General features: G+C 49.7%; 31 protein-coding genes. 26 read left to right on the forward strand and 5 right to left on the reverse strand.

Annotated elements, in window-relative coordinates:
- The first annotated feature begins 71 nt into the window (after positions 1 to 71).
- The 22 genes from BLW33_RS03755 to BLW33_RS03855 all read left to right on the forward strand — a co-directional run bounded on the left by BLW33_RS03755 (position 72) and on the right by BLW33_RS03855 (position 15,065).
- Entirely contained in the window at positions 72 to 686 is a 615-nt protein-coding gene (locus BLW33_RS03755; protein WP_176966610.1) for a phage scaffolding protein, read from the forward strand.
- 14 nt (positions 687 to 700) lie between these two features.
- Complete coding sequence (locus BLW33_RS03760; RefSeq protein ID WP_090305271.1) at positions 701 to 1,714, forward strand: N4-gp56 family major capsid protein; 1,014 nt, start codon at positions 701 to 703, stop codon at positions 1,712 to 1,714.
- 42 nt (positions 1,715 to 1,756) lie between these two features.
- Complete coding sequence (locus BLW33_RS03765) at positions 1,757 to 2,074, forward strand: phage head-tail connector protein (RefSeq protein ID WP_207647800.1); 318 nt, start codon at positions 1,757 to 1,759, stop codon at positions 2,072 to 2,074.
- A 1-nt stretch (position 2,075) separates the two neighbouring features.
- Positions 2,076 to 2,402: a phage head completion protein gene (locus tag BLW33_RS03770; RefSeq protein ID WP_090305277.1), complete on the forward strand. Its 327-nt coding sequence runs from the start codon at positions 2,076 to 2,078 to the stop codon at positions 2,400 to 2,402.
- Positions 2,403 to 2,406: 4 nt separating this feature from the next.
- On the forward strand, positions 2,407 to 2,889 hold the full coding sequence (locus BLW33_RS03775) for a hypothetical protein (protein WP_090305280.1): 483 nt from the start codon (positions 2,407 to 2,409) through the stop codon (positions 2,887 to 2,889).
- Complete coding sequence (locus BLW33_RS03780; RefSeq protein ID WP_090305283.1) at positions 2,882 to 3,250, forward strand: hypothetical protein; 369 nt, start codon at positions 2,882 to 2,884, stop codon at positions 3,248 to 3,250. The genes BLW33_RS03775 and BLW33_RS03780 overlap by 8 nt, the downstream gene beginning before the upstream one ends.
- 1 nt (position 3,251) lies before the next feature.
- Positions 3,252 to 3,836, forward strand: coding sequence for a hypothetical protein (locus tag BLW33_RS03785; protein ID WP_090305286.1), 585 nt, complete (start codon positions 3,252 to 3,254; stop codon positions 3,834 to 3,836).
- A 17-nt stretch (positions 3,837 to 3,853) separates the two neighbouring features.
- Positions 3,854 to 4,360 carry a hypothetical protein gene (locus BLW33_RS03790; RefSeq protein WP_090305289.1) on the forward strand — a complete coding sequence of 169 codons (507 nt, stop codon included), beginning with the start codon at positions 3,854 to 3,856 and terminating at the stop codon, positions 4,358 to 4,360.
- Positions 4,361 to 4,464: 104 nt separating this feature from the next.
- Positions 4,465 to 4,671, forward strand: coding sequence for a hypothetical protein (locus tag BLW33_RS03795; protein ID WP_176966611.1), 207 nt, complete (start codon positions 4,465 to 4,467; stop codon positions 4,669 to 4,671).
- Entirely contained in the window at positions 4,668 to 7,502 is a 2,835-nt protein-coding gene (locus tag BLW33_RS03800) for a peptidoglycan DD-metalloendopeptidase family protein (RefSeq protein WP_090305295.1), read from the forward strand. The genes BLW33_RS03795 and BLW33_RS03800 overlap by 4 nt, the downstream gene beginning before the upstream one ends.
- Positions 7,495 to 8,343: a phage tail family protein gene (locus tag BLW33_RS03805; protein WP_090305298.1), complete on the forward strand. Its 849-nt coding sequence runs from the start codon at positions 7,495 to 7,497 to the stop codon at positions 8,341 to 8,343. The genes BLW33_RS03800 and BLW33_RS03805 overlap by 8 nt, the downstream gene beginning before the upstream one ends.
- 11 nt (positions 8,344 to 8,354) lie before the next feature.
- Positions 8,355 to 8,966, forward strand: a complete 612-nt coding sequence (locus BLW33_RS03810; protein WP_090305301.1) for a hypothetical protein — start codon at positions 8,355 to 8,357, stop codon at positions 8,964 to 8,966.
- Positions 8,957 to 10,126, forward strand: coding sequence for a siphovirus ReqiPepy6 Gp37-like family protein (locus BLW33_RS03815; protein WP_090305303.1), 1,170 nt, complete (start codon positions 8,957 to 8,959; stop codon positions 10,124 to 10,126). Before BLW33_RS03810 ends, BLW33_RS03815 begins: the two co-directional genes overlap by 10 nt.
- Before the next feature lie 12 nt (positions 10,127 to 10,138).
- Positions 10,139 to 10,390, forward strand: a complete 252-nt coding sequence (locus BLW33_RS03820) for a hypothetical protein (protein WP_090305306.1) — start codon at positions 10,139 to 10,141, stop codon at positions 10,388 to 10,390.
- 15 nt (positions 10,391 to 10,405) lie between these two features.
- The gene (locus BLW33_RS03825; protein ID WP_090305308.1) at positions 10,406 to 12,289 is read left to right on the forward strand and encodes a hypothetical protein; all 1,884 of its coding nucleotides are present in this window, start codon (positions 10,406 to 10,408) and stop codon (positions 12,287 to 12,289) included.
- A 4-nt stretch (positions 12,290 to 12,293) separates the two neighbouring features.
- Positions 12,294 to 12,521, forward strand: coding sequence for a hypothetical protein (locus BLW33_RS03830; RefSeq protein WP_090305310.1), 228 nt, complete (start codon positions 12,294 to 12,296; stop codon positions 12,519 to 12,521).
- Positions 12,522 to 12,530: 9 nt separating this feature from the next.
- The gene (locus BLW33_RS03835; RefSeq protein WP_090305313.1) at positions 12,531 to 12,932 is read left to right on the forward strand and encodes a gp53-like domain-containing protein; all 402 of its coding nucleotides are present in this window, start codon (positions 12,531 to 12,533) and stop codon (positions 12,930 to 12,932) included.
- Positions 12,933 to 12,942: 10 nt separating this feature from the next.
- The gene (locus tag BLW33_RS03840) at positions 12,943 to 13,287 is read left to right on the forward strand and encodes a hypothetical protein (RefSeq protein ID WP_090305316.1); all 345 of its coding nucleotides are present in this window, start codon (positions 12,943 to 12,945) and stop codon (positions 13,285 to 13,287) included.
- 1 nt (position 13,288) lies between these two features.
- Entirely contained in the window at positions 13,289 to 13,435 is a 147-nt protein-coding gene (locus BLW33_RS14075; protein WP_176966612.1) for a hypothetical protein, read from the forward strand.
- Between the two features lie 68 nt (positions 13,436 to 13,503).
- Entirely contained in the window at positions 13,504 to 13,812 is a 309-nt protein-coding gene (locus BLW33_RS03845; protein WP_090305319.1) for a hypothetical protein, read from the forward strand.
- A complete protein-coding gene (locus tag BLW33_RS03850) occupies positions 13,813 to 14,148 on the forward strand; it encodes a phage holin (protein ID WP_090305322.1) in 336 nt (111 codons plus the stop codon).
- A gap of 2 nt (positions 14,149 to 14,150) precedes the next feature.
- The gene (locus BLW33_RS03855) at positions 14,151 to 15,065 is read left to right on the forward strand and encodes an N-acetylmuramoyl-L-alanine amidase (protein WP_090305325.1); all 915 of its coding nucleotides are present in this window, start codon (positions 14,151 to 14,153) and stop codon (positions 15,063 to 15,065) included.
- 253 nt (positions 15,066 to 15,318) lie between these two features.
- Here the strand turns inward: BLW33_RS03855 and BLW33_RS03860 are convergent, their stop codons facing one another.
- The 3 genes from BLW33_RS03860 to BLW33_RS03870 form a co-directional block, all read right to left on the reverse strand.
- The gene (locus BLW33_RS03860) at positions 15,319 to 17,226 is read right to left on the reverse strand and encodes a DUF2207 domain-containing protein (protein ID WP_090305328.1); all 1,908 of its coding nucleotides are present in this window, start codon (positions 17,224 to 17,226) and stop codon (positions 15,319 to 15,321) included.
- 16 nt (positions 17,227 to 17,242) lie between these two features.
- Entirely contained in the window at positions 17,243 to 17,815 is a 573-nt protein-coding gene (locus tag BLW33_RS03865) for a LemA family protein (protein WP_090305331.1), read from the reverse strand.
- Positions 17,816 to 17,974: 159 nt separating this feature from the next.
- Positions 17,975 to 18,880: a PLP-dependent cysteine synthase family protein gene (locus BLW33_RS03870; RefSeq protein ID WP_090305334.1), complete on the reverse strand. Its 906-nt coding sequence runs from the start codon at positions 18,878 to 18,880 to the stop codon at positions 17,975 to 17,977.
- Positions 18,881 to 19,057: 177 nt separating this feature from the next.
- Between BLW33_RS03870 and BLW33_RS03875 the strand changes: the two genes are divergently transcribed.
- Genes BLW33_RS03875 through BLW33_RS03885 form a run of 3 tightly spaced genes read left to right on the forward strand, consistent with a single transcriptional unit; the run spans position 19,058 to position 21,852 of the window.
- Positions 19,058 to 19,723 carry an HAD hydrolase-like protein gene (locus BLW33_RS03875; RefSeq protein ID WP_090305337.1) on the forward strand — a complete coding sequence of 222 codons (666 nt, stop codon included), beginning with the start codon at positions 19,058 to 19,060 and terminating at the stop codon, positions 19,721 to 19,723.
- A gap of 1 nt (position 19,724) precedes the next feature.
- A complete protein-coding gene (locus BLW33_RS03880; protein ID WP_176966613.1) occupies positions 19,725 to 20,480 on the forward strand; it encodes a class B sortase in 756 nt (251 codons plus the stop codon).
- A 34-nt stretch (positions 20,481 to 20,514) separates the two neighbouring features.
- Positions 20,515 to 21,852 carry an HdeD family acid-resistance protein gene (locus BLW33_RS03885; RefSeq protein WP_090305342.1) on the forward strand — a complete coding sequence of 446 codons (1,338 nt, stop codon included), beginning with the start codon at positions 20,515 to 20,517 and terminating at the stop codon, positions 21,850 to 21,852.
- Between the two features lie 59 nt (positions 21,853 to 21,911).
- On the opposite strand, the gene BLW33_RS03890 is transcribed toward BLW33_RS03885, so the two are convergent.
- Together BLW33_RS03890 and BLW33_RS03895 are read right to left on the reverse strand one after the other, a co-directional pair.
- Complete coding sequence (locus BLW33_RS03890; protein WP_090305345.1) at positions 21,912 to 22,400, reverse strand: MarR family transcriptional regulator; 489 nt, start codon at positions 22,398 to 22,400, stop codon at positions 21,912 to 21,914.
- 13 nt (positions 22,401 to 22,413) lie between these two features.
- Positions 22,414 to 23,010 (reverse strand): HdeD family acid-resistance protein, encoded by a 597-nt coding sequence (locus tag BLW33_RS03895; RefSeq protein ID WP_090305348.1) that lies wholly within the window; start codon positions 23,008 to 23,010, stop codon positions 22,414 to 22,416.
- Positions 23,011 to 23,264: 254 nt separating this feature from the next.
- On the opposite strand from BLW33_RS03895, the gene aroB reads away from it, so the two are divergent.
- Positions 23,265 to 24,335, forward strand: coding sequence for a 3-dehydroquinate synthase (gene aroB, locus BLW33_RS03900; RefSeq protein WP_090305351.1), 1,071 nt, complete (start codon positions 23,265 to 23,267; stop codon positions 24,333 to 24,335).
- Positions 24,336 to 24,344 lie beyond the last annotated feature (9 nt).

A 24,344-nucleotide genomic window follows, 5' to 3' on the forward strand; every position in this document is an offset into this window, starting at 1 on the left:
TTACTCCGCTGGAGTATATCAGCAAATCCAACCGGGACTGACCGGAATAAAAAAGTATGGAGGATATGACGATGGAATGGTTGAAAAGTTTAATTGAGAAGCACACGGGTGATGATGGGGCGTTTAACGCTGAAGGCTTTCAGGCAGAATTTTCAAAAACGGAATTCCCGAAGTATGCGGTACCTAAAGAGGACTACAATACGAAGGTGAAGGAGCTGAAGGCGGCAAATGATACCATCACGGACTTAAAGGGCAGCACCGAAGGCAATGAGGTGCTGCAGGGGAAAATCAAGACCTATGAGACCGATGTGGCGAAGCTAAATGCAGAGCTGGCCTCTGAGCGTCTGGATAACGCCCTGAAGATTGCGCTGCTGGAATCTGGGGTGAAGGACGTGGATTATATCTCCTACAAGATTAAGGAGGGTGCTGAGGAATTAAGCCTGGATGATAACGGAAAGGTTAAAGGCCTTGATAATCTGATTAAGGACCAGAAGACTGCGCATCCTGAGTTTTTCAAGGAAGCCTCAAAACGGAAATATGAGGACGGTAAGCTTCCAGAAGGAGATGATCCTGATAATGGTGGGATTACCCAGGAAGCTTTTGACAAAATGGGATACAACGAACGGAACAAGTTGTATCGGGAACAGCCGGAGGTCTACAAGGCCTTGACTGGAAATAATGAATAATAGGAGGAATTATAATGTCAACGACGATGTTATCTGACCTGATTAACCCTCAGGTTATGGCGGATATGATTACCGCAAAGGTGAGTAAGAAGATTGTGGTGACCCCATTTGCACGGCTGGACGCCACTCTGGCGGGGCAGCCCGGGGATACGGTAACGGTGCCGAGTTATGCTTACATTGGGGATGCCGAGGACGTGGCTGAAGGCGTGGCCTGTGGGACGGTCAAGCTGGCGACCAGCACCAAGACATTCACAATCAAGAAAGCGATGAAGGCCGTGGAAATCACGGACGAGGCCGTGCTGTCCGGCTACGGGAATCCTGTTGGGGAAACCAATAACCAGCTGGCGAAAGCCATCGCTTCAAAGGTGGATAATGACGCTATTGCAGCGCTGAAGGATGCGCAATTGGTTTACGATGGAAGTGCCGCTATTATTGGCTATAACCCCATTGTCGAAGCAGTGGATATTTTCGATGAAGAGGTCCAGTCGGACAAAGTAATGTTCGTCAATCCCAAGCAGCTCACCCAGCTGCGTAAAGATGCAAACTTTATTTCTGCGGATAAGTACAACAACAGCGTCATCATGAATGGTGAAATTGGGATGATTGCTGGGACTCGGATTGTGCCATCTAAGAAAGTGACAGGAAATGAAGCCGTTGCTGCACATTATGTTTTCTGCCAGTCTACGGATACCGGGGCAAAGAAGTGCGTTGCTGCATCTCCCGGGTCCGATGAAATTCTGCTGACGACCGTCCAGGCAACTTTGGCAGCGGCAAAGGTTGACGATTATGTTAAGCAAATTTCTGCCGTGAGTGCTAACACTTACTACGAATGCCCCATCATTAAATTGGAAAATGATGCTGAAACAGAGGATGAAGCGGCAGCACTGACCATCTTCCTGAAGCGGGAAACGAATGTTGAAACGGACCGGGTGTCCTTAGCACGCAAGACGGATATCTCGGCAGACCGAATCTATGGTGTGGCTCTGACCAATCAGTCCAAGGTGGTTATGGCCCATATCAAGATGTAGTGGTAGTCGGCAATGATTGTCGAATTATCCGAATTAAGGGGTATGGCCTGTTTTAAGGATGCCTCCGATGCAGCACTTGCCCGGAAGATTGCAGCCGTGGAATCGGCGATTAAGGGGTATACGCATAACACTTTTTTGGACAGGACAACGGGGGAGGTCTTCTGGCCTCCCGATGTTGTGGAGGGTGCCATCAAGCTGCTGGTGTATGATGCAACCACCCGGTCAAAGGCTGGAATCAAGTCAGAGAGCATCAGCCGGCATTCGGTGACTTATGCCGATGGCGGCGGGACGGATGCGGGACTGGGATACCCGGCGGAGCTAATCGGGTTCCTTAAGCCCTACATGAAGGCGAGGTTTTGACATGATTGGTGGAAATACCCAGGCAAAACTGCAAAAACGGACAGCCGGGGAGAAGAATGTCCTGGGCGAATCGGAGCATACCTGGGCGCCGGTGGCTGACCTTTTGGGGTGGCTAGACTATACCGGAGAGGTCTCAGAGTACGAGAAGTACAAAACCAAGCTGGCAGAATCAACTCATGTATTTATCTGTGACTACCAGGTGCTGGAGGCTGCTGACCCCCACGACCTTCGGATGGCCATTGGAGGGGTTGAGTTTGATGTGCTGTACATTGATGACCCCATGGCGCTCCATGAGCAGCTGGAATTTTATCTGAAGAAAGTGGGGTAGTGTCATGGTATCAAGTGTTGATTTTAAAGATTTGAGCATCGAGGTTAAGGGTGAACTGAATAAGGCGGGCATTGCCTGGCTACATGAAGTAGCCGGTGCAATAGCATCCCAGACGGCTTCCATCTCCCGGCGTAATACCGGACAGACCGCCGGCTCCTTCGATTATCAGGTGGATGCGTCTTCTGGGGTGGCTTATGTCGGATCACCTCTGGAAAACGCCGTCTGGGAAGAAAAAGGCACTGGGGAGTATGCCGTGGAGGGTAACGGTCGAAAGGGCGGCTGGTGGATACCAATCGGCAGTGGAAAGAATGAAATCTCCCTGGGTATGGCAAAGAAGTACCATTTCAAAATACGGGAGTTTGAGGGTAAACAGTTTGCTTTCACCCGGGGCAAGAAGCCAACCTTGGCTATGACGAAGGCCTTCCAGGTGATAAAGCCAAAAGCAGAAGCCCGGGCTAGGGAAGTGTTCGGTGGTTTAAATGATTGATGTTGCCAAAGCCTTTTCTGTGATGATGGAAATCCTGGATGTGCCTTGTGAATATCAAACTTGGACCCAGGTCGTGTCATACCCATACTGGGTGTACGAAATCCTGGGGTCCCCTGTGGTGTCTGAGGATGGCATGGAGGAGTTGACCATCATCCTAACGGGGTTTAGCAAGGGCAAGGCCTTGCCTCTGGCTCAGGCTGAGGGGCGAATCAAACAATATTTTAAACATGGCGTGACCGTCACTGATGATGACGGGAGCACCATTTGCTTTTCCTATGGCGGGTTTCAGTCGGTGTCTACGGGCGCCCCGGACCTGAAACGAATTGATATCACAATTAGTGTGAAGAAATGGAGTGTATGACATGACTTTAGCAAAGCATGGCGTAACGGCAACGACTCCGAAGAGTATCCTCTTTGGGGCAGGGGTCGTCTATAAAAATTTAAAGTGTACCGAAGATGTCTGGTCTGGAACCGTCTTGGGCGCAACCAGCGGTGGGTCTAAGCTCAGTATTAAAAATGAACTAAGTTCACCGGAAATTGACGGTGTTACAGTAAAACTGAAAGGACTGGATTCGATTAAAAGTCAGGAAGTTACCCTCGAGGTCAATCTGATTGAGTTGAATAAGGATACCATGAAGCTGGCTATCCTCGGGATGGATGGCACGTCGGATGCTGCTGGCTTTGATTTAATCGAAATGAAAGGCACGGTGGAAACGGGGGATTATCTGGAAAACATTGCGATCGTTGGATATAAGACGGACAATACGCCGATTACAGTTATTTTGGAGAATGCAATTTGTACATCAGGCATGGAAATCGCTACAAAGAACAATGAGGCATCTGTATCCACGCTAACCTTCGAGCCCCGGGCTGATGCGTCGGAGGCCATTGATAAGTTGCCTGTCAAGATTTATGCGTCCAATGCTTCTTACAGTACAGGCGTTTAAGAATAGGAGAATTAAGAATGCAAGATACTTTTACAATGGATGACTTAATTAATCGCAAGAATGAAGCGGATGCCCAGGCGGTGGCCGCACAGATTGAAGCGGCTGCCGATAGGGTGGCGCCTGGAGTGGCAGAAGAATCGCTCTTAAAAATCCGAAGTTTGCAGGCCTCTGACCTGTTTTTGATGACCAGCATTATTTCAAATATTGGCCTGAAGGAGTTTAAGGACGCCTTCGCCGCTGTTGATTTAAGCAATGTGGCAAAGATTGGCAGTCCGACAGAATCGGAGTTTAAAGAGGTTGGCCTGGGCCTGTTGATCGAGGTAGCCGATATCGTGATGACCAACCTTTGGAAGTGTGAGACTTATATCAATCGGCTAATCTCACGAATTTATGGCGTGGATATTAAAGATGTACCCACACTGGACCCTGCCCTGTACCTTGAGATGATTATGGGCATCGTCGAGGACGATAAGTTTATGGATTTTTTCAAGGCTGCCTCGAAATTGCTGGACAAAATCAAATAGAGTTTGGGGATCTCCTGTTCACCCGATACGGAGATCCTTTTGCTTTTTTGGACGCAATGCTCGAGGCGGGCCGGTTCCGCCGCGCGGTAGTGGACGTCTATGAGATGGATGCGAACGACCGGCTGTATCAGTATTGGATGCATAATGTCCAAGGGGTCAGCTTTGAGGATTACAAAGCCGAAGTGCTCATGCAGGCCGGCCTGCAATCTGGCCCAATCGAGCCGGTGGAACAAATTATTACCCGCAGCAATGATGTACTCAAGCAGATGTCCGGCGGAAACCTTAAGGAGGTGAGCAATCAGTGGGCATGACGATATTTGAACTCGTTGGCAAGATTGCCATTAATAAGGGGACCGCCGATAAGGATATCGACGAAACGACGAATAAGGGCAAAACCCTCGCTTCGCAGTTTGATACGATTGCGGAGAAGGCGGGGAGTTTTGCACAAAAAGCGACGGTCGCCGGTGGTGTATTAACCGCAGCGCTGACCGTTCCTCTTGTGATAGCTGGGAAAAAAGCTATCGGGCTTGCTTCAGATTACGAAGAAGCTCTGAATAAGACTGACGTTGCCTTTGGGAATAGTGCCCAAAAGGTTGTGGAATTTTCCGAAACATCCTTAAAAACCTTTGGAATATCAAAAGGGACGGCACTGGATATGGCTAGCTTATTCGGTGATATGGCGACGAGTATGGGGCTACCCCAGGATGCGGCGGCTGATATGTCAGTCTCAATGAGTGGTTTAGCTGGGGATTTATCAAGCTTTAAGAACATTCCCGTTGACCAGGCAATGACGGCCCTTAATGGTGTATTCACCGGAGAGACAGAGAGCCTGAAGCAGGTTGGCGTTGTGATGACGCAGACGAACCTAGATGCTTATGCACTGGCGAATGGATTCGGCAAAACAACCGATGAAATGACTCAATCTGAACAGGTTCAGCTACGTTATGCCTATGTGATGAACGCCACAAAGAATGCCCAGGGTGATTATGCTCGAACGGCGGACGGTACAGCAAATAGCCTGCGGACATTTCAAGGGACCCTTGAAGAACTTGGAACAGCGTTCGGACAGGTTATTCTTCCGGTTATTACGCCGATGATTCAAAAAGGGACGGAGCTGCTTAATAAGATTAAGGAGCTGCCCGACCCGGTTAAAAAAGTTATTGTTGTGGCTGGTGGGCTTGCGGCGTCGCTTGGGCCGCTGATATTGGTGGCTGGCCGCGTTGCGGGTGCTATAAAAAATATAGCGCAGCTTTTTGGCACTGGCGGACTACTCAGCGGTATTACTGGGACAACAACCGCCACGGGTGGAATGGGTGCAGCCTTGGGTACTGTACTCGGACCAATTGCGGCCGTAGCGGCCGGAATCGCAGCATTTGCAGCCATTCTCATCGGTGTTTGGAAAAACAGCGAGAAGTTTAGGGCTGGTGTTGTTGGGGTGTTTCTCCGAATTCGGCAGCAAGTGCAAATCGCATTCATGCGGATTTCTGAAGCCCTGGAGCCGGCAAAAGCTGCTTTTAGGCAGTTCTGGGAATCGGTTGGGCCTGTGCTGCAGCAGGTTGGGGATTTCTTGGCCATGTATATTCTGCCAATCATCCAGAACTTTGCGACATACTTTATCGGGGCATTCACCAATATCATCATCGGTATGGCCCCTTTCTTAACAGCTATCGGAAATTTGTTTTCCTTCATTGCCAATTTTGTTGGGATGGTTTTTGCCCTGTTTAACGGGGACTGGAATGGTGCCATGGAGTTTGGGAAGAAAGCTCTCCAAAGTCTGCTGGATGCCGTGGTGAATATCTGGAATGGTATCTGGGGCACAATATCAGCCGTTATGAATGCCATTTTTGCTTTTCTTTCGGCTATCTGGGGCAGTATTGTTGGAACGATTAGCAATCTTTTAACCAGCATTTGGAATAACATTACAACGGCTTGGAATAATATCATCAACACGACCCAGCGCATTTTAGGAAATCTGATGGCGACAGTCGTTGACGGATTCCAAGGGGCAATTGATTTTATTACCGGTCTCCCAGGGAAGTTCCTGCAGTACGGGAAGGATATGATTCAGTCCCTCATTGATGGCGTGAACAACATGATCACCGGGGCGAAGGATGCCATCGTCGGTATTGCTAACGGCATTAAGGATGCCTTTTGCGAAGCCCTTGGCATCCATTCACCATCGACGTGGTTCTCTGACATGGCCGGACACATGGTCCAAGGTCTTGTCAATGGCTGGAAGAACAGCCACTTCGCCCAGTGGGTGGACAACACTGTTGAATGGATGAAGGAGAAATTCAAGGGCAGCACGGATGCCATTATGGGATTCTTCTCTAAAATGGGTTCCGGCGCTCTGGATTTCCTGAAAAATACCCTTGGCATTGACCTGACCGGATTATTCGGTGGTGGTGCTGGGGTCGGCAGTTCGCTTGGCTGGATCTGGCCATCGGATACCACTGAGATTACAGACTACTTCGGGAATCGTGAATCCCCCGGGGGTATCGGCAGTACGAACCACCAAGGGATTGATATCGGGGCGGCCTACGGAACACCGATATACGCACCATCTTCTGGGACCGTAGAGATTGCTGGTGGCTATGGTGGTTACGGCAACGCTGTAAAGCTGGATATGGGCGGCGGCTTTGAAACGCTCTTTGGTCATATGAGCAGTGTCGCTGTGTCTGTTGGCCAGGCGGTCTCTAAAGGCCAAGTCATCGGTTATGTTGGCAGCACCGGCAATAGTACCGGGCCGCATATCCATTATTCAGTGTTTGTGAATGGCCAGATGGTAGATCCCATGGATTTCTATGCCTTTGCAAATGGCGGGATTGTCGACAGGCCGACTTGGGGCGTGTTCGGGGAAGCGGGGAAGGAAGCGAATATCCCATTGCAGAACAACCGTGCCCGGGGCATTGCGTTGTGGAAGGAATCCGGCCGAATCCTCGGGATGACAGGTGGGAGCAGTGACGAGGATGGACTGGCAGCGAAGATTGGCACGGCTGTGGCTGCGGCGTTGAAGGCTGCTGGAATCACGGGAACTAATCTAAAAATCGAAACCAACAACTACACCCCCAATCCATCTCCAAGTGAAACCGAACGGGCGACATTGCGTGCACTCAGAAAGGCAGGATTAGCCGATGCATAAAATTAAGTATATCAACGATAGCGGCGCAGTCCTCGACATTGGCGGAGATGATCGCCTAACGCTTATGAGCATCACGGGCTTGGAATCGACCAGCGTCGAGGACGAAACATCTAAATCCCCTCGGCAGGATGGGATGACCTATATCCAGTCGGCCTATAAGGAGCGGCCGGTTATTTTAAAATTCCATCTGAAATGTCATACCCGTGAGGATTACCTCACCTATCGAGATAACATCATCCGGGTGTTTAACCCGAAGGTTGGCGGAATTTTAGATTATCGTGACGGTGAGGTCCGCAGGCAGTTATATTGCAAGCCGGAGACGGGGATTGACATGCCCAAAAACAGTATCAGTCTATATTGCGACGTAACGGTGGACTTGATTGCCTATGACCCATACCTATATGATCCGGCGGTCAACACCCTGGAGCTGACCTTCTGGACTGGCGGGTTGGTCTTTCCGCTGGTCTTCCCGATATCCTTTCGAAAAAAAGGAGAAACAAAACTTAACATCGTAGTTGACGGCCAGGAGCCCGCGCCATTGTCCATCGCCTTTAAAGGCCCGGCGGTAAACCCTAAGGTCATCAACCACACCACCGGGGAATATATTGAGGTGCTTAAGGACTTGACGTCTGACCAGGTGTTACACATTACGACCGGATTTAAAAAGCAGTCGGTAAAAATCGAGGAAAACGGCATCCTTACCGATGCCTACGATAAGATTAATATTGAGAGTACGTTTTTTGAGCTGATGCCCGGGGCGAATCTGTTGGAGTACACTTCCGGCGAGACCAGCCCGAATGATGTGTCCATCAGCTTTAAAAATCGGTATTCCGGAATCTAGGAGGTAAAAATATGGCAATAACAGCAGGATTCCGGGACGGAACCACCGGATACAGCGCCGCCACCTTTGCGGCATTTTATGAACGCTTATTTGAAAATGGTGTCAGCACGGATGCCGATGGCAGTCCAACCCTCAAGGTAACGGCAGACGGTGGCACGGTAAAAGTAGCGCCAGGGGCAGCCTACGCCAAAGGTTTTTGGCTGCAATCAGACAGCATCATCACGCTGACGCCAACCAAGCCCGGAACCGGCTCCATGATCTATCGGGTCATCGCCCGGGTGGATGTCTCCGGTACAGGCTCAGCGGACACCATCGCCCTCAAGCAGGGCACCGCATCCGCACCACCGGATTTGGTCACAACGGGCTCAACCTATGAGTTGTCATTGGCCAAGGTAACCATCACATCGGCTGGTGCCATTACTGTGGTGGATGAGCGGGCCAACCAAACGGTCTGTGGGCTGCTACGGCCAAAAAATTTAGCTGGGATGACCGAAATGCTGGAATCCATGCAAGCACAGTTTGACGCGATGTATTCCAGCATGCAGTCACAGGAAGGGGTGCGAAAGATTTATATCCAGGAGACGGCTCCGACAGACGCCGTGGAGGGCAGCATATGGATTTAAAAAAACCGAATATCAACATACTTAATGAGGACTTGATGTTCCTGGACCGTATCGATTATTACACCTCCCTGTGGTTCAAACGCCACTGGCGTGAGTGTGGCACTTTCGAATTTCATTTATCAGAATGGGTACCAGGTTTAGAGCTTGGTCAACGCATCATGCTGGATGCAGACGGTGAGCGTAGCGGTATTATTGAGACCATTGAGTTTGATGATTACGACCTCAAAGATATCACCGTCAGTGGCCGGTGCCTGCGGTCACTGCTTAAGGCTCGGAACATTTTGCCTACGGCGGCAGGATATGACACCTACAACACTAATATTGAGGATATCATGCATGGATTGGTGGATAAAAATGCAGCCAATCCAACAAAGGCAGGCCGAAAATATCCTAATTTAGTGATGGCCGCATCGGGTCATCGTGGGGGTACCACCAGTTACCAATCCACCTACGGCGTGCTCATGGATGAGCTGGCCAAGCTGTCGGAGCTATCCCAGATTGGGACTAGGGTTATCCTGGACTACGCCGGGAAAAAGCTGCGTTTTGAGACCGTCACCGGGGTGGACCGGACTTACAACAATACGGCCGGCAATGGATGGGCCGTCTTTTCGCAGAAATTTTCTAACGTTGAAAAGCGGGTGCTGACCCAATCCATTGCTGATTATCGCAATATGGCCTACGTCGCCGGGCAAGGCGAAGAGGCCGACCGGGAAATCGTGCTGCTGGGTGATGAGCTCACTGGCTATGATCGCCGGGAGGTCTACGTGGATGCCCGGGATATTGGAAAGGATAGTGATGTGACGCTGGCCGACCGAGGGAAGGCAAAGCTTGCAGAATATCCAAAGGTATCCTCTTACCAAGCATCGGTGGACCCGTCGGGCTATAAGACGTCCTGGGACCTCGGGGATTTTGTGAGTATCCTAGACACGGAGCTTGGCATCCAACAGGACCAGCAGATTATATCCGTCAAGGAGGCCTGGGAAAAGGACGGCGCAACCCTTGAGGTGGAGTTTGGCAGTCCGCTTAAAACCATCTATCAGGCCATCAAGCGGGATACCGCCGTGCAGACGGCAACGACCAAAGGCCCCCCTGGCACCGACGGCAAAACCCCAACCTTCCACGTTGGCGAGGACGGTCATTTGTACGCCACATATAATTAAGGAGGTGCAGCCATGGCAACGACCATCGATTTGGGCAGCATCATCGGCCCACCCGGTCCACCCGGCAAAGTCGAGACCACCATCCACAACCAAACCGCCCCATCGGCCACCTGGACCATCACCCATGGTTTGGGTCGGTATCCGGCCGTCACCATCGTGGACAGCGCGGGCAGTGTGGTGATTGGGGACGTGGAGTATATCGACGACAACACGGTGACCATCGCCTTCGGCAGTGCCTTTAGCGGAAAGGCCTATCTCAATTAGGAAAGGAGTGATTTTTTGGCAATACCATTTTTGACAGGCATCGACTTAAACAAAAACGAACTGTTAAACGCAAGAATCCAAAACCTAGCCACGGCCCCATCGAGTCCAGTGGGCGGGCAGATCTATTACAATACGAGCGATAATAACTTTTACGGATTCAACGGGACGGCTTGGGAGGAAATCGGCCGGGATAGCCTGGCATGGGATGACATCACCGGCAAGCCAAGTACCTATCCAGCAACGGCACATAACCATGACGACCGGTACTTTACGGAGTCGGAGATAACTACAAAGCTAGGCGGCAAGTCCGACACCACCCACAACCATGACAGCGCCTACCTGGGTAAGACCGCTAAGGCGGCCAGTGCCGGTTCGGCTGATACCGTGCCGTGGTCTGGCGTGTCTGGCAAACCTGCCACCTACACGCCGCCGGTGGCATCAGCAACCCAACTTGGCGGCATTAAAGCCGGGGACAATGTCACCATTGACTCCGCTGGTGTGCTGTCCGTAGCGTCAAATCCCGACCGGTATATCATCAAAGAGCAGCGCTTTGTGGCTACAGCAGGCCAGACAGCTTTTACGCTGACCGGCGGCAGCTACTACCGTGGCGTCGGGGCCCTGGAGGTCTATCTCAACGGCATCAAGCTGGAGAGCGCTATCATCACGGAGACATCCACCACGGCCTTTGCTCTCAAGTTACCACTGGAGGAGGGGGATATCCTCCTGGCACGATATGTGCAGCTCATCGACGTGGAGCCGTACCCCATCCATGCCGATGAGCATCTGACAAGCGGCACGGACCCTATCCCGCTGGCCACAGCGTCAGCGGATGGACTCATGCCAGCGGCAGACAAGGCAAAGCTTGCCGGTATTGCGGCAGGAGCCAATGCCTATACCCATCCCGGCTACACAGCTCGGGCGTCCGGCCTGTACAAGGTGACAGTGGATGCCGCCGGCCACGTATCGGCCGTTGCGGCTGCAACCAAAGCCGACATCACCGGCCTGGGAATCCCCGGGCAAGACACGGTCTATGTGGTAGCCACTCAAGCCGCCAACGGGCTCATGAGCTCATCCGATAAGGTCAAGCTGGACAACAGCTCGACGACAGCCCAGGTCAACACGGCTATATCAACGGCCATTTCGGCAGCCATTGCCAACCTCATCGACTCCGCCCCCGGGACCATGGACACCCTCAACGAGATTGCCGCCGCTCTAGGGGATGACCCCAACTTTGCGGCAACCATGACTAACCTGATTGCTGGCAAGGTGGACAAGGTGACCGGCAAAAGCCTGTCGTCCAATGATTTTACCGATGCCTTGCTGACCAAGCTCAATGGCATCGCGGCCGGAGCTAATGCATACAGCCATCCCGAGTATACGGCAAAGGCAGCTGGGCTATACAAAGTGACAGTGGATAGTCTGGGCCATGTATCTGCGGCAACCGCCGTGGGCAAGGCCGATATCACGGGATTAGGTATCCCGGGACAAGACACCACCTATGTGGTGGCCACGGCATCGGTGGCGGGGCTCATGAGCGCCGCTGACAAAGCCAAGCTGGATGGGATAGCAGCGGGGGCTACCAACTATAGCCATCCCAGCACCCACCCGGCCACGATGATTACCGAGGACACCTCCCACCGTTTTGCGACGGACGCCGAAAAGACGGCGTGGAATGCAAAGCCTAAAAAGTATGCCACAGCCATTGGCAACGGCAGTGCAACCAGTATTGCCGTGACCCACAATCTGGGCACCCAGGATGTGACGGTAACCGTCAGAGAGGCGGCCACGCCTTACAGCGTGGTGATGTGCGATATGCAGATTACCAGTACCAATGTGGTGACCCTGCTCTTTGCGGTTGCACCGGCGTCTGGTGCGTACAGAGTTACGGTGACGGGGTGATGCGATGAAGAGCGAAGGGATTGAATGCACCCACAACGGTAAGAGGATTTATCACGAAAATGACAAGCCGACACCGGCAGAGATTGGGGCGGCTAAATCCTCACACACTCACGACGACCGGTATTACACTGCTGATGAGGTAGACGACAAAATCACAGGAGCCAGCGGCAATACAGTGACCGTCAGCACGACGGCACCAGCAAATCCCCGGAAAGGGGATATTTGGATATAGGAGGTAAAAATGGCATCAAATATTAAACGACCAATCCAAATTTTTAATGGGACGGATTGGGATAAGATTCTACCTGAGATATCGGATGATATGATTAAGAGCGGGTTTGCCCAAAGTTTGGCAGCATCTGGATATAAAAAATTGCCTGGAGGACTGATTATCCAATGGGGTGTAACCGCAGGTGTGGTTGATGGTTCTGGTAATCTTAATAAAACAATTACCTTTCCAATCGCGTTTCCAAATGATATTGCTTGTGTTTTTAACCGGCAGCATCTTAACGGTTTATACACTGACGTACTCAACAAAAATGTTTGGATGGTGGGGTACGGCTTAAATAGTTTTTCTTTGATTGGGAATAACTTGAATGCAAACATAAATTTTGAGATCCACTGGTTTGCAATTGGATGGTAGGGGGTAAAACATGTATTTTTTGAGAACAGCAGGAGACTATATCGGTTTTGTCGTTGACGGTATACATACGATAACCGAGAGTGATGTCCCTATAACGGATGCCGATTATAACAAATATTTTGAATCGGAAAGACAAGGAAAGGTGTTTAGGATGCGGGCTACCCCCGATACTCAAAGCGGATTGTTTGGGTACATCGAAGAATATGTACCCGAGCCGATTAGCACGCAACCGTCGGAGATCCAACCGCTCCAACTAGCTCTAGCCGAAGCCATCGAAAAACAAGAAGCAGACAAACTAGAGCTCCAATTAGCCCTAGCGGAATTTATCGAATCCCAAGTGGAAGGAGGTGTATAAAATGGCAGTATTGTATGCAGATTTAGTCGAAGCCAGCGAACGTGCCCTAACCCAGGAAGATGCAACACGTTTAGGCGTGCCCATGGTACCGGCGTTTATCCGGACAAAAACCATCGCAGAAATTGAACGGCGTCAGGCCGCAGTGTAGACCAGAGGGTCTTTTTTTATTGAGGCGGGCCCTTCGGGGCCTGCCGTATCATCGAAAGGAGCGACCATGTGAACATTGACCCTGTACTCATCAATCTCATTTGTGCCATTGCCGGCGGATTAATCGGCTATGCCGTCTATATGGCCAACACAAAAAAAGATAGTAAACAGGACGGTGCCCAGGAAGGGGCCATCGCCTCAGACCTGGGTTATCTCAAAAAAGGGATTGAGGATATCAATCACAAACTGGAAAAGCAGGACGAGCGATACTTTGAGCTGGTCCAGCGTTTGGCAGCCGTGGAGGCAAGCGCAAAGCAGGCCCACAAGCGGATTAATGCCATTGCCGGGACAAATTGCCCCGAGGAAAGAGAAGGATAAATGAATTTAAAACTAAGACTAAAAAGCGGTGCATTTTGGATGGGGATCATCTCCATCCTTGGGTTAGTCATCCAATACGCCTGTGGACAATTTGGCCTAGCCTTTGAGTGGGAGCCCCTCAACGTGATGCTGACCGGCGTCCTGTCGGTGCTGGTGTCCATCGGCATCTTAAGCGACACATCAACACCCGGGGTTGCTGACAGCAAGGTGACCATGCTCAAAACGGACATTAATGACAAAGCCGAGGCAGTTGTGGCCAGGAATTATAGTAACGCTGATTTGGCGGACATATTGGCAAAAACAGCGGACAAGGTTGCGGAAAGGCAAGGTAAATAACCATGGGTTTTAAACCTTTTATCGCCATTGGTCATGGAGTCACGACTGAAAATAAATGGGATCCTGGAACAGTCTGGGAAAACAATGTTGAGGCGGACATTGCCAAAATTATCGTTGGTGGAATTTTAGAAGTTTTTGTCAGTAATGGGAAAGATTATGTTACAGATTATCCGGAAAACGATATGAACATCATCGAATGTGTTGAATCTGCGAATAAACGTGGATGCACCCACTACGTATCAATCCATCTAGACTGGGAAAAAGCTGAATCTGGAATGTTTGCACTCTATGTTTCCGACGCCGGAGCGGCTCTTGGAGCGGATATTCGAAATGCTGTAACAAGCAGAATGGATTATATCGACAAAGGCAATAGATACCAGGATGACTACGAAGTCACGGGCACCTTAATGGAAGCGACGATTTTTGAAGCAGGGTCCATTGATGATGACGGACAATTTTTGAAAGACAACGGAAGATTTTTTGGGAATTGTATCGCATACGGTATCATGGACAGAGCAGGCGAAAATTATAAAGAGTTGGATGGATCTGTAGTGGTCGCACCATCTAAACCCGAAAACAAACCTGAATCATCTGGAAAAATTGAAGAGGATGGTAAGTGGGGAAGTGATACCACAAGTAAGGCCCAGAATAAATTCGGAACCCCAGTGGATGGAGTTATCAGCGGTCAGCTTGAAAGTTGTCGGGAATACATCTGCGAGGATTACGGAACCTTTGAATGGGATAATGGCGATGGGTCCCCCTTTATCTCAGCTCTGCAAAGGCTCATTGGAGCAAATGACGATGGCTGGTTCGGCTTCGAATCTGCGGTTAAGCTTCAAACGTTTTTGAAGGTACCAGCCGATGGTTACATCGGGCCGGTGTCTGTTTTGGCGTTCCAGAAGTGGTTGAATTCATAAGTAGATTCCCCTGGCTTCGGCTGGGGGATTTTTTTATTGCAGTAGGCAGACAAATGATTTTAAAAACAAAACCCCGGCGATTGACCGGGGTTAAAATTGTGTGTTTTTTGTAGGTTAACTAAAAAATAATTGTATATTTTTTGTATGTTTTTTGTGTATCACATAGTCATTTTCAATCAATCCAGAAAAATCCTAAATGGTCTTAACATAAGTGCAAATGCGGGGTATGGCCGTTTTACGTTGTCTGGCGGTCCTACCAGCTGCCACCACCGCCGCCACCGCCGCCGCCGCCGCCAAAGCCGCCACCGCCACCGAAGCCGCCATCGCCGAAACCACCGCTTCCGGAATTAGAGGGAACCGTGATGAGGTCACTGGCCATGCTGCGCATGCTGTGGTTTAGCATACTGGCAAATAGGAGACAGTCAAAGGTATTAAAGGTATTATAGCCATAATACCAGGTTGGCGGTTCAATGGTTAAACCTTCAAAATTCTTTGCCCATTTATTGGTAATTCCTAAAACATAGGCATAGGGCAGGATATTAAAGAAATAACTGGGGTTTTCATCCACCAGCATCTTGATTCGATCGGCTTCTGCATTGACGATAAAGTTCTTAAAGCCCAGGGTTTCACCATACCAAAGGGTTCCAGTTTCTGTTCGGCTTAAGGTGTAAAACTGGAGGATACCCAGTGCCATAATCGTGCCGTAAGCGACCAAAGCTACACTGGCGGGCAGGCTGTTCATGACGATGGATAGGGAGATAAGAATGAGCGTCAGTACAGCCCAAAGTAAGCTGATCAATAGACGCTTACCACCACTGTAACTCTTTTTGTTAATAATCGCCGTATTGTAAAAGCATAAAAAGCTAGCGGCTGGGAAGCCGACAGAAATTACCAAAATAAAGGCGAGGATAAAGAGATTCAGCGAACCTTCGGAGGCATAGGTCTGAGCACCGGCAAAGATCACCATCACGATGACCATGATGGCGGCCACTGCAAACCGTGCAATCTTGGATTGTGCAGTAAAAAGCTGATGCTCCGGAGCGGTAAAGAAGCCTTCGACCATAGCAGTCGCAGCATTGACAGACTCATAGAAGGTTCCTTTAAGGGATTCCGAGGTGACGGACTGTGATGCTTTAGAGGGAAAAATTCCCGTAAAAATTTCACGGATGAAATCTGGTTCATCCTTTGCGCCAGGGCGTTTGAGTTGATGGAAGGTAAAGGTGCTTTTGCTGGTTTCTTCAATGGTCATATAACCTTTATCCGCCAGATACATAATGACCGCAACTAAGTCCTTTCGGTCTGTCCGTCCATCGATGATGGTACCAATTTGAGGTGGTGTAAAGTCATGGGGGGGATAGAAATTGACCACCTCCACTGGCTTTTTGCTCCGACCAAAGAGAAAGTACAGGACTCCTCCGGCGATGAGCCCAATGAGACAGGATCCGTAGATAAAGGGAACGCCCTCCAGGCCGGTGCGGGCACCGACAAAATAGCCCTGGGGCAGACGGACATTCAGGGTAGCCCCTTGGTTTGCGGTAAGGGCCTTAGTAGTTTCACCAGTGATGGTGGTTCCGTCCACGGAGTAACTGATGGCATTCCCATCGGTGGCACCGTAGCTGCCGGCATACACATTGACATCCCCGGCATTAAAGGCCTTTGGCATATGGACAGTAAAAGCGGCATGGTCGATGGCAGTGGGCCATTGGTAGGGCAGGATGTTAAAATACACATCGTCAAAGCCATCAATTTTGTCATCACCGGGGTCCCAGGTATAATGGATCGTATAGACTTGGGTTCCATCGACGGTGGTGTCCGAATCGCCTATTTTTAAGACGAGATTTCCGTTTTCGGTATCGGTGTCATAATTATAGCCATCCACCCGAATATTTGAGATAACGGCATTATAGGTGCTTTCAACCCCTTTGCCGTCAATCTCCCGGTAGAAGCTGCCGCTTTGGGGAATATAACGATAAATCCCGTGGCGTGGTTCCGTAAAAGAGACGGTGATGGTTTCCGTGACATCGTAGCTGTGGTTTTCATTGACCGCCATATCGACCTTATAATCCGGTGTGGTGTAGTATTCTGCGGCAAAAGCAGTACTGCCCCAAAATAGAATAAAGGCCGCCAGGATGCCAAGGAGTAGGAATCGTTTTTGTCTCATAAGATACTCCTTTTTTTTAGAAAGATACCTTCACATTTTCCCGTTCTTGAGGGGTATCAATTTCGAAGAAGGGCTTCTTGGTGAAGCCAAACATCCCCGCGACAATGCTGGATGGGAACATTTCAATCTTATTATTCAGGTTCTTCACCGAGCCGTTATAGTATTTGCGGGCATTGGCAATATCTTCTTCCACTGCCTTTAACTGCTCCTGGAGATCGATGAAGTTGGTATTGGCCTTTAAATCCGGATAGGCTTCCGCTACGGCAAAAAGGCTTTTTAAGGTGCCGGAAAGGACATTTTCCTTGGCGAGCTTATCATCGAGATTACCGCTGGACGCACCCATGGCAGCATTTCGGGCGGCAACCACCTTTTCCAGGGTATCCCCTTCGTGTTTAGCATAGGCTTTCACGGTTTCCACTAGGTTGGGAATGAGGTCATAACGTTTTTTGAGATACACATCCATGGTGGAGAAGGCTTCTTCCACCTGGTTTTTAAGCTTCACGAGGGTATTGTGGGTCCCCATGAACCACAGGCCGATCAGGACGATCAACGCCACAAGGACGATGACGACAATAGCAATGGCGTTCATTATAAAACCTCCAATTGGTTTGAAATATCCGAAGCAGACACTCTGTTTCGGAAGGTCCGATGGTTCTTAGTATACGACAGTGAACCACCATTTTAATCAACCTAAAGGTTGATTTTGAGATGATAATATCACGATTACTTTAAAATATCCAGAAAAACCTTAAAGCTTGAATAAGTCTGTACTGAGATACTTTTCTCCCCGGTCTGGGAAAATCACTACAATGAGGCCAGAATCAATGGTTTTAGCCACCTCTGCAGCGGCGTACATGGCCGCGCCACTGCTCATACCGACAAAAATTCCCTCTTTTTTCACAATCTGTCGGGCGTAATCAAAGGCAATTTCAGATTCTACCATGATGTGCTCGTCGATGGCCTCGGGCTGATAAAGGGCAGGCACAATGGCCTCCTCCATATTTTTAAGACCCTGGATATAATGGCCCACCACCGGCTGAGCCTCGACGATTTTTACCTCGGGGTTGTGGTGGCGCAGGCCCATGCCAATGCCCATAATGGTACCGGAAGTCCCCAAGGAGGATACCAGATGGGATACCTTACCCTGGCTCTGCTCCCAGATTTCTTCGGCCGTGGTGGTGTAATGGGCCAGCTTGTTGTATTGATTGCTGAATTGATCGGGATTGAAATATTTATCCGGATAACGGGCAACCAGCTCCCGGACCTTACGGATGGCACCGTCGGTTCCTTCATCAGGGGAGGTGAGGGTGACGGTGGCTCCAAAGGCCTGGATCATCTTCCGCCTTTCAATGGAGACGGCCTCACTCATGACGATTTCTACCTGGTAGCCCTTAACAGCGCCAATCATGGCGAGACCAATACCGGTATTGCCGCTGGTGGGCTCGATGATGGTCTTATCCGTGGTGAGGACCCCTTCCGCTTCGGCCTGTTCAATCATTTTCAGGGCAATGCGGTCCTTAATGCTGCCGGTGGGGTTAAAGCCCTCGACCTTGGCTAAAATTTCAACGTTGGGGTTCGGGCATAAATGGTTGATTCGGACCATGGGGGTCGAGCCAATAGTCTCTAAAATATGGTTGTAAACACGTGTGTTCAAAGTCAAAATCCTTTCAAATATTAATATCTTTCTTTCTTATTATAGTATAAAGCCCCGCATAAAAACAACGGTTTACAGAAATTGACGAAGAATTTCTGTATAAAGATTTGTCACCGGAAGCAGACTATATTATAATGAGGAAAAAGAAGGCAGTTTAAGCAAGAGAAGGAGGCAGCCATGCGCTACGATTGTATCCTATTTGATTTGGACGGAACCCTGCTGGATTCCCGGGAGGGAGTTTGGCGTTCCTTTGAATATGCCCTGGAGCAACTGGGGCACCCTGAACCCATTATCACCAATCCAGCACCCATTATCGGCCCACCCATTGAGGAAGTTTTGGGGGATCATTTTGGATTTGGTCCGGAAGACGTGGTGCGTGGGTATGCCTATTATCAGGAGGCCTATGTGGAAAAGGGCCTGATGTACGGCGATCCTTTTTTTCATGGAACAGAGGAAGCCATTGCCAGGCTGCTTAACCTGGGCTGCACAGTGGGGGTCTGTACCAACAAAGGGGAAAAAAGTGCCCGGGCCATTGTGGAAAACGCCGGGATTGGCCTGACGGCAGAGGATGTCTATGGCTATGCCCCAGAAAAGGGGCGCAGTGTGAAGTCGGACATTATTAAATCCTTTCTCCTTGACAAGGGGTTGACGGAACCCGGGGATTGGAGTACCGCCCTCATGGTGGGGGATCGGTATACGGATATTGAAGGGGCCAAGGATGTGGGCATCGACAGTGTCGGCGTTCTTTGGGGCAATGGAACGACAGAAGAATTTGTGGCAGCCGGAGCCACTGCCGTGGTGGATTCCTACGGCGCCCTGCTTCAGTGGATTAAAGGAGATTAATATGGCAAAAATAGATAAGGCCCCTAAAAAGAAGCGTAAGGCGGGCCGGGTCATCATGGATATTGTGGTGGCACTGGTGGTCCTTGCCCTTTTAGGGACAGCGGCCTGGTTGTTATATAAAGAGTTTTTCCCCAACAACACACCCATTTTAAAAATGCAGGTCACCAAGGCGGATAAAACCATTGATTGGGATGCGCTGAGGGCAAAAAATCCAGAAACCATCGGATGGCTTACCATTGATGGCACCAATATCGATACCCCGGTGGTTCAGACCAAGGACAATAACAAATACCTGTACACCGCTTTTGACAGCAGCAACGATGAGCGGGGAACGCCATTTTTGGATATGGACTACCAGTGGGACCCCAAAAGTCAAAACAGTGTGGTCTATGGACACAGCACCATGCGCAGCGGGGTCCCGGTCATGTTCGATGATCTCCTCAATTATGTGAAAGACCCCACCTTTATCCAAAAGAATGGGGCCATTACCTACAACCGTCCCCCAGAGCTGGGAGGAGATGGCACTTGGGCCATTTTTGCCGTGTTGACGGTGGAAGCGGAAACAGATTACCGACAGATTGATTTCCCGGATCAGGAGCAATTTCAATCCTATTATCAGGGACTGAAGGATGCCAGTATTGTCAAAACTGATGTGACGGTGGCACCTGGGGATGAAATCATTACCCTGTCCACCTGTATTTTTAATACAGGCTTAAGTGACGGGCGTCTGGCCGTTATTGCCAAGCGGGTCAAATAGAAGTTAAACAGGAATTCAATAGGAGGAGAGCATAATGGAGAAAAGCTGGCAACAAAAAGCCATGGGACTGGCTGCGGGCTTAGTGGTTATTGCAGTGGGGATCCTGTTAGTGATTAAACCCCGCCAATCCCTGGATACCCTGGCGGTTATCATCAGTGTTGGTATCCTGGTCATGGCGGTGATTAATGGTGTTGGTGCCTTTATCAATCGGCACAAGAGCAATACGGGCCAGGTCCTGGAGACGGTGGTGGAGCTGGCTGCCGCAGCCATCCTATTTTATTTTCGTTGGGATCTGGGGGGATGGATTCCTCTGGTTTTTGCGGTGTGGACCCTCTTCAATGCAGTGGCGATATTAGTCTCAGCCTTCAATTATTTTAAGGATGGGGCACCCAATTATGGGGCCTACTTTGTTATAGGGATCATCACCTTACTCCTGGGACTCTTTCTTTTGGCAAACCACTACGCCAATATACTGGCCTTTGGCATTGTCGCTGGGATTTATATTATCTGGTACGGCATCACCATCCTGTTCGATACCTTTAATGAAGAGAGAACTCAGCTGGCCATGTCTGCCGCAGCCAAGAAGATGCAGCGTAAGCTGCGCATTGCCATACCCAGTATTGTGGGGGCCCTGCTGCCCCGGAAGCTGCTCAAGGACTATGATGATAAAATTGCTTCGGAAGATGCCAATGCCTTCCTGCAAAGCCAGAATATCACCGTGGCAGAGAAGAAAACCCTCAATCCCTTCAATGTGGAGATCCTTATTCATCTGTCCAAGAAATTCATGGAATCCTTTGGACATGTCGACCTGATTTTAGGGGATGAGGCCATCTCCTACGGGAACTTTGATGGCCACAGCTATCGCTTAGGGGGAGCCATTAGCGATGGGGTTCTATTCCGCTGTAACAGAGAGCGGTATCTCTACCAGTCTACCCACCATGATGAGAAAGTACTTTATGCCTTCAAGGTGGCTTTTAGCGATGAAGAGCTTAAGCAGATTGCAAGGAATTTTGAAAGAATGAAGGAAAACATGGTGCCCTGGTATTGCGATACCCAGCTGGCGGAGCAAGGCCTCCTCCCGGAAGGGGATTATGACGATGTGGCGGATGTCATTTACAAGGGGAACCAAGCCGCCTTCTATAAATTTACCAAGGGAACCCTTCGAACTTATTTTGCAGTGGATACCAATTGCGTTAAGGTGGCCGATTCCATCTTTGAGGGAACGGGTTTTGATAAACCGGCCATTCCCGGTATCGTCACTCCCGGTGCCTATTATGAATTCCTGATGCAGGAGCTGGAGGCCCCGGGAACCAAGGTGTACGAGCGGGTGCTGTATGCCAAGGAGACCATTACAGAAGAGCCTGTAATATAAAGAATGATAAACCGCAAAACATCCCAAAAGCCATTGGCTTTTGGGATGTTTTGTGAGTTTTACTGCAAATATTCATAAAGTTCCAGCACCACCTTGTTAAAGACCTGCTTTTCTTTTTCAGAGAGATCAGCAAGCTTGGTATCAAAGGCGATAAAACGTTCGGCCCAGAGACTGTCCAGCTGGTTTAGAAAAGCCTGTCCCCGGTCTGTTACTTTCAGTTGGATGGCTCGGCCTAGGGTGGACTTATCCACCAGGTGCTTATCCAGGAGTTTGGCAACGGTTTTGGAAACCGCACTTTTAGAGACACCCATCTTTTTTGAGAGATCCGTAAGGTTGAGGCTGCCGGCATCGGCCAGAGCCTCCAGGGTTTTAGCCTCTGTGGGATAGAGATAAATATCCCCATCAAAGCGCAGGGGCATTTCCATCAGGGTCGCCAGTTTAAGGGCACAATCCGTAAAATTATTCCGAAGGACCACGGTTTCCGGAACAATAACGACCGGTTTTTCCTTGTTTTTTTTACTTTTACTCTTTTTCTTCTCTTTTTTCATGATCCCTCAGGCCTCAGCTTTTTTTCATGATTCCTTTTACCTTTGACAGGTGGTAGGCCGCACCGCAGCAGGAAACGCCAAAGGTAATGAAGCCAATGCCACTCCAGATGACGATGGTTAAAATGGCAAGAAGTGGTGAGAACATCAGGATGAATCCTAAAATAATGATAATGATGCCAAGGGCGAGGTTCCATCCCCAGCCACTACTGCTACCCGCGTTTTTGAGGGCAAAGGCCAAACCGATGGTATTAAACCCACCAAAGACAATGGCAAAACCGACGTAATAAATCAGCGTGCCGGCTGACATCCCAGGGGAGGTCACCAGGATAATGCCAAGGACCAAGATAAGGAGTCCACAGACCAGATTCCATCCCCAGGCTGGAGTGTTCTTCCGGTTAGCAATGGCAAAATAGCAGGAGCCAATCCCGCCGATGAGGAAGGATACGGCAAAGACGATGCTAAGGGCCTCATAGGCCAAACCAGGGCGGAATAACATCCAGATACCGACGCCAATGGCGAGAAGACCGACGATGAGAATCACCCACCAGTGTTTAATAGTTGATAACACTTCTTCTTCTAATTCTCCAATTGGACCGTTGTTTTTATTCATAATAACGATCTCCCTTCTATTATGTATTTACCTTAATCATACTGGATTCAGCTGGAAATTGCAAATGTTTTACATAAGGAGAATAGGGGAATGGGGAAATTGTTAAGAAAGAAATTTTTGCAGATTATTTTAATTGAGCTGTCCCAGAAGCCTTGCAAAAGCGCACTGTTAATAGTAGAATACTAGTAAAATAGGCTATGTATACATCAGTTACACATTTGTGAATTAATCAAGAAAAGAGGTTGTATAGTTAGATGAAGAAATTAACCTGTACCACCGGAGAAGAGCATCAATACGATATTTTCATCGAACGGGGCATTAAGGACCGCCTTCATGAAATGGATGGCTTGTTTGGCAAGTACCGCAATATCGTCATCATTACCGATAAAAATGTGGGTAAACACTATCTGGGACTCGTTAAAAAGCAAATGAAGAGTTTTGGAGGCAATGTTTACAGTATTGTGATGGAGCCCGGGGAGGGCAACAAGAACCTGGCGGCCGTGGAAGGCATTTACAATGAGTTGGTGGCCTACAGCGTGACAAGGTCCGACCTCATTGTCGCCCTTGGGGGCGGCGTCGTTGGCGATATTGCCGGCTTTGCAGCGGCGACCTATCTCCGGGGGATTGACTACGTCCAGATGCCCACCTCATTATTGGCCCAGGTGGACAGCAGCGTGGGCGGAAAAACCGGGGTGGACCTCCCCAGCGGAAAAAACCTGGTGGGGGCCTTTAAGCAGCCCCAATGCGTTATCATCGACCCTCTATTTCTAGAAACCTTAGATGATCACTTCCTTATGGATGGGATGGCAGAGGTCATTAAGTATGGCTGTATCAGCTCTGGAAAGCTCTTCGTGCGTCTGCTGGGTTATCAGTACCAGGAGGATCTCTTGGAGGACATGGAAGACATTGTGGCAAAATGCGTACAGATCAAGCGCAATGTGGTGGAGCATGACGAAAAGGAAACGGGCCTGCGGCGCATTCTTAACTTCGGGCACACCATCGGCCATGTCATTGAAACCTACTTTGGCTACGGCAGCTACTCCCACGGGGAAGCGGTGGCCATTGGGATGTACAATATTACCCGAATGACCGTTCGGGAAGGGATTACCGATCCCGAGGCCCTGGAAAACCTGGCCGTTATTTTCGACACCTATGGTCTGCCCTACGAAATGCCGGAGATGGATTTAGACCGGGTACGCCAAATTTTAGATACGGATAAAAAGATGGAGGGGGATGTTTTAAATCTCTGCGTCATGCCGAAAATTGGCAAGGCCGAGATTGTAAAAATCCATAAAAGTAAAGCCATCCAGCTTTTTACAGCATAAAGACAGGAT

This window comes from Eubacterium aggregans (genome assembly GCF_900107815.1).
Lineage (GTDB): Bacteria > Bacillota > Clostridia > Eubacteriales > Eubacteriaceae > Eubacterium_O > Eubacterium_O aggregans.